Source organism: Staphylococcus simulans, from assembly GCF_003043455.1.
GTDB classification, from domain to species: Bacteria; Bacillota; Bacilli; order Staphylococcales; family Staphylococcaceae; genus Staphylococcus; species Staphylococcus simulans_A.
On sequence record NZ_PZGG01000088.1, the window covers coordinates 1 to 6,195 of the forward strand.

General features: G+C 35.4%; 4 protein-coding genes and 1 pseudogene. 2 read left to right on the plus strand and 3 right to left on the minus strand.

Annotation, left to right across the window (positions count from 1 at the left end; all coding sequences use genetic code 11):
- Positions 1-114 precede the first annotated feature (114 nt).
- Positions 115-1,827 carry an acetate--CoA ligase gene (gene acsA / locus BU038_RS11485; protein WP_107606130.1) on the minus strand — a complete coding sequence of 571 codons (1,713 nt, stop codon included), beginning with the start codon at positions 1,825-1,827 and terminating at the stop codon, positions 115-117.
- Positions 1,828-2,039: 212 nt separating this feature from the next.
- On the opposite strand from acsA, the gene BU038_RS11490 reads away from it, so the two are divergent.
- The gene (locus BU038_RS11490; protein ID WP_107606131.1) at positions 2,040-2,672 is read left to right on the plus strand and encodes a GNAT family N-acetyltransferase; all 633 of its coding nucleotides are present in this window, start codon (positions 2,040-2,042) and stop codon (positions 2,670-2,672) included.
- A gap of 12 nt (positions 2,673-2,684) precedes the next feature.
- Positions 2,685-3,839, plus strand: a pseudogene (locus BU038_RS11495) (acetoin utilization protein AcuC).
- Between the two features lie 75 nt (positions 3,840-3,914).
- Here BU038_RS11495 and ccpA read toward each other — a convergent pair.
- Positions 3,915-4,904: a catabolite control protein A gene (ccpA, locus tag BU038_RS11500; protein WP_107606132.1), complete on the minus strand. Its 990-nt coding sequence runs from the start codon at positions 4,902-4,904 to the stop codon at positions 3,915-3,917.
- A 209-nt stretch (positions 4,905-5,113) separates the two neighbouring features.
- Positions 5,114-6,195: bifunctional 3-deoxy-7-phosphoheptulonate synthase/chorismate mutase (locus tag BU038_RS11505; protein WP_107606133.1), on the minus strand; the 1,082-nt coding region annotated here is incomplete at its 5' end.

Genomic DNA, 6,195 nt, shown 5'->3' on the forward strand with positions numbered 1-6,195 from the left:
AAAAATTTAAGTAAAACCTTTATTTTGCAATAATGAAAGCGATACCAAAATATTATTTTTATTTTGATACCGCTCATATTTTCAAGCTATTTTATTGTCTATTTCACTTCAGAATTAATCTTCCATAGTACTTAAATCACCTTCAGGAAGATCAAGTTCCCAAGCTTTTAATACACGTCTCATAATTTTACCTGAACGTGTTTTCGGTAATTTTTCTTTGAATTCAATCTCTCTTGGTGCAGCATGTGCAGATAATCCATGTTTGACAAATTTTCTGATGTCTTCTTTCAATTCATCATCTGGTTCATAACCATGATTTAAAGCAACAAATGCTTTGATGATTTCGCCGCGCACTGGGTCAGGTTTACCAATGACACCTGCTTCTGCAACTGCAGGATGTTCAACTAATTTAGATTCTACTTCGAATGGTCCAACACGTTCACCTGCTGTCATAATGACATCATCTACACGACCTTGGAACCAGAAGTATCCATCTTCATCTTGGTATGCTGAATCTCCCGATACATACCAATCACCAATGAAGTATGAATCATATTTTTCTTGGTTTTTCCAAATTTTACGCATCATTGATGGCCAACCTTTTTTAATAGCTAAGTTGCCCATGCGATTTGGCGGTAATTCATTACCTTGGTCATCAACAATTGCTGCTTCAATACCCGGTAATGGTTTACCCATAGATCCTAATTTCACATCCATAGAAGGATAGTTGACAATCATGTGACCGCCAGTTTCAGTCATCCACCATGTATCTAAAACTGTATGGTCTAATACTTCTTTCGCCCATTTAATCACTTCTGGGTTTAATGGTTCACCAACAGAATAAACTTCTCTTAGAGATGATAAATCGTATTTCTTCACTACATCGTCTCCTGCACTCATTAACATACGTAATGCTGTCGGCGCTGTATACCAAATAGTAACCTTAAATTCTTCAATCATGCCATACCATGCTTCAGGAGAGAATCGTCCCCCAGCAATACAATTCGTCACGCCATTAAGCCATGGTGCGAAGATACCATAAGATGTGCCTGTTACCCAACCCGGGTCTGCAGTACACCAATAAATATCGTCTTCTTTTAAATCAAGTACATATTTACCTGAAATATAATGTACAATCATCGCATCTTGAACATGCAGTACACCTTTAGGTTGTCCTGTAGAACCAGAAGTATAATGTAAAATCAGGCCATCTTCACGATCTAGCCATTCAATATCAAATGAATCACTCGCATCTTCCATTTCTTTTTGGAAATCTACATATTCATCGTCTACCCCATCATTATCGACAATGACAATTTTTTCTAAGTTCGGTAAATCATCTTTTGGAATTCGGTCAACTAAATCTTTCGTTGTTACAATCACTTTAGCGTCACTATTATCTAAACGGTCAGCAACTGCTTTTTCCATAAATGCTTCGAATAATGGTCCAACAATTGCACCAATTTTTAAAATACCGAAAAACGCAAAGTATAATTCTGGTGTTCTTGGCATAAAGATAAAGACACGATCCCCTTTTTCTACGTGCGCTTTGTCTTTTAATACATTTGCTGCTTTATTCGATAATTGCTGCATCTCTTGGTAAGTATAACTTTCTTTACGTTTAGCGTCTTTGTAGTTTAAGGCCACTTTATCCCCAAGACCATTATCTACATGACGATCAATACATTCATAAGCCATATTGACCTTTCCTGTTTCATACCATGAAAAAGCTTTTTCTACTTCTTTCCAATCAAAGTTCTGATACGTTTCGTCATAGTTCTGAAGGTTATAATTACCTTCTCCCCCTTTATAAATATCGACTTTCATTTGAATTGCCCCCTTTGTTTGAAATCGCTTTCAAAAACCATTATACAAAAATCAGTGAAAATTTTCAAAAATAATTGCGATAATTCTGATTTGTGTGTAAATTAATGTTAAAACCATTATAATTAAATTAATACGTGGAATCATATCATTTTAGTGAAAAAGTAAATGTGTACACACTCACCTTAGGAGAATATGAAAAAGGATGTGGCAAGATGGAACATGTCAAAACGTATGTAAAACAAACATACACACGTCACGATACAACTTATGTTATTGAGGGGCCTGTACCACGTAAACAACTTGAACAAATGGATTATGATGATGGTTTAGATGCGTTTAGAAGACCGATAGAACAATTTGAAGCAATTCAAGAAATCAGTGAATTACCAGAAGGTCGCATTTATGTTTTGCGTCATGAAAATACTATCGTAGGCTATGTTACTTATCATTATCCTGATCCATTAGAACGTTGGTCTACAGGCAACTTACCTTATCTTATTGAACTTGGTGCTGTAGAAATTGCTTTACCGCATCGAGGCACAGGCTTAGGTAATGAACTCATTAAAATGAGCTTAAGTGAAGATGAATTTGAAGATTATATTGTGTTAACGACAGAGTATTATTGGCACTGGGATTTGAAAAACTCTAAATTAGATGTCTACGAATATAAAAAATTAATGCAAAAATTGATGTCACATGGGGGTTTAGAGATTTTCGCAACAGATGATCCTGAAATTACAGGTCATCCAGCAAACTGTTTAATGGCAAGAATCGGTGCACGTATCACATTAGACCAGATGGAGGCGTTTGATGATATACGTTTTATGAACCGTTTCTTCTACTAAAGGGGAGATTTTATGAGTCAAAATAATAAACAAACGGGGTATGTTTATTCTAATCAATTAATGCGCTATCGGTTCAGTAATGAACATCCTTTTAACCAAATGCGCTTAAAACTGACGACTGAATTGTTAATCGATGCATGATTACTTAGTTCTAGTCAGATTATCACACCTAGAATTGCGACTGATGAAGAATTGACACTCATCCATTCATATGACTATGTTAATGCAATCAAACATGCATCACGTGGTATTTTAAGCGAAGTAGAATCTAAAAAATATGGTTTTGCGAATGAGGATACATCGCAATTCAAACACATGCATCAACATAGTGCACGTATTGTCGGCGGTGCTTTAAAACTTGCGGATATGATTGTTCAAGGAGAAGTTAAAAATGGGTGTCATTTAGGCGGTGGTCTGCATCATGCATTGCCAGGACGCGCAAATGGCTTCTGTATATACAATGATATCGCCATCACTGCTAAATACTTATCAGAGCGCTACAACATGAAAGTGATGATTATAGATACTGATGCACATCATGGGGACGGTGTGCAATGGAGTTTCTATACACAAAATGAAATTCTGAATTATTCTATTCATGAAACAGGTAAATTTTTATTCCCAGGTTCTGGTCATTATACAGAACGCGGAAAAGAACAAGGGTTCAGCTATTCAGTGAATGTCCCGCTAGAACCGTATACAGAGGATGATTCCTTTATTGATTGTTTTAAACGCACGGTCACACCTGTCGTTAAATCATTTAAACCTGATATTATTTTGAGTGTGCATGGCGTTGATATCCACTACTTAGATCCACTTACGCATATGAATTGTACTTTAGATTCACTTTATGCCATCCCCTATTATATTAAAGCCTTAGCTGATGAATATACGGATGGTAAAGTCATGATGTTCGGCGGCGGCGGTTATAATATTTGGCGTGTTGTTCCAAGAGCTTGGAGTCATGTCTTCTTAAGTTTGATGGATGTTCCGATTCAGCACGGAGATTTACCTAAAGAATGGGTAGAGAAATGGAGAAGCTACGCACCTACTGATTTGCCGACTACATGGGAAGATAAACGTCTAGATTATATGGAAATTCCACGTACTGCAGAAATTACTGCTAAAAACTTAAAACATGCAAATCAAGTTGCGAGTTGGTTCTGATTAAAAAAGTAATGAATAAAAAAGTCTGGAGGAAAGTATAATTACTTTCTTCCAGACTTTTTAAATTGATACTTTTTATTTTGTAGTCCCGCGATACTCAATACGGTAAGGTAAAATGACCGTTGAATCTTCAATCGTTTCATTATTCATATATTTAGTAAGTAAACGCATACCTACTGCACCGATGTCATACAGCGGTTGAATGACACTTGAGAGTTGTGGACGTACCATTTCAACTAAACGTGTATTATTAAAGCTTACAATTTGCAAATCAGATGGAATGTTGATATTCGCATCTTCAGCTGCGTGAACGATACCGATTGCTTGTTCATCACTGATAGATAAAATAGCATCTGGTTGATACTTTTTAATTTCTTCGAAAGCTTTAATACCATCACGATATGTTTCTTTTCCTCTGAAAGTTAAGTTGTCTTCTAATGATAAACCGTGTGATGCTAAAGTATCTTTTAGACTAGATAAAACATCATTTTCGGCTTTTTCAGAGTTGTTGCCGCCGACAAAAGCAAAGCTTTTTGCGCCTGAACTAATTAAATGATTAGTTACTTCTTCAGCAGCTTGTTTATAGTCAATGTTTACAGATGCAACTGTATTATCGTCATCGCTTGTGCCTGACACTACAACAGGTACAGAAGAGTTTTCAATTAAACTTTCTAATTCTGCATCTAAAGTTCCGCCTAAGAAAATAATACCATCTACTTGTTTGCTGAGCAGATTGTTGAAGATTTCTTTAGCTTTTTCTAAATCATTGTCTGAGTTAGAAATAATTGAATGATATTTATACATCGTTGCAATATCTTCTAACCCTCTTGCGAGTTGAGAATAGTATACATTCGAGATATCTGGAATAATAACCCCGACTGTCGTTGTTTTTTTACTTGCTAACCCTCGTGCAACAGCATTAGGTCTGTAGTTAAGCTTTTTGATGACTGCATTTACTTTATCTCTAGTTTCTGGTTTGACATTTTGATTGCCATTTACCACACGAGAAACAGTTGCCATGGAAACACGCGCTTCTCTTGCAACATCATAAATAGTAACGGTCATAATATCACCCTTTCTGAAAGCGTTTCAAACACTATTATAGTAAGTTTTCACAACATTTTCAAAGTGTACCATAATTTGTCACAAACTCAAAACAAAACTTTCTGATGTCACTGTTTTGTCACACGTTTAATGTCATATAAAACACTAAAAAGCCCTTTAAATCAAAGGTTTGAACACTTTAATTTAAAAGGCTTTCAATTAACTAATTATTAGCGTAATTGTTTGCTGTCATACATATCAGCAAGTGGTTTTAACTCATCGTAGAATTTATTGAATTGCTCAATATCCATTTGTTGGCCACTATCACTTAATGCAACTGCTGGATCAGGGTGTACTTCTGCCATAACACCATCAGCACCGACTGCTAAAGCTGCTTTTGCTGTTGGAAGCATAATATCTTTTCTTCCTGTACTATGTGTTACATCTACCATAACTGGTAAGTGAGTACCTTGTTTAAGAATTGGTACTGCAGAGATATCTAATGTGTTACGTGTTGCTTTTTCATATGTTCTGATACCGCGTTCACATAAAATAATGTTTTGATTACCTTGTGATGCGATATATTCAGCAGCGAAAATGAATTCTTCAATTGTTGCAGATAAACCACGTTTTAATAAAATCGGTTTATTCGTACGTCCTGCTTCTTTTAATAATTCGAAGTTTTGCATGTTACGTGCACCGATTTGGAATACATCTAAGTAATCATCTGCTAATTCTAAATCAGCAGGTGTAACAATTTCACTTACCACATTTAAATTATATTTATCTTTAACGTTTTTAAGAATTTTCAATCCTTCTAATCCTAAACCTTGGAAGTCGTAAGGTGAAGTACGTGGTTTGAAAGCACCGCCACGAATGAATTTTAATCCTTTACTTTGTAAATCTTGTGCGACTGCATCAACTTGTTCTTGTGATTCAACTGAACATGGTCCGAAAATGAATGATTTATTACCGTCACCGATAACACCGCCATTGTCGAAGCGAACAATTGTATCTTCTTTTTTCAGTTTTCTTGAAACAATTAAATGTTTTTCGTGTTCAGATTTTTGTAAGTCAGTGGATGCTTTAAATATTTCTTTGAATAATTGTTTAATTACATTGTCGTTAAATGGACCATTATTTTTCTCGATTAAAGCATTCAGCATTACTTTTTCACGTTCAGGATCGTAAACTTTAGTACCTTGCTTACGTTTTTCATCCCCTATTTTTTGTGCTAACTTACCACGCTCAACAAGTAAGTCTAAAATCTTTTCATTAATGTCTTGAATTTCATCTCTGTACTGTTCTAACT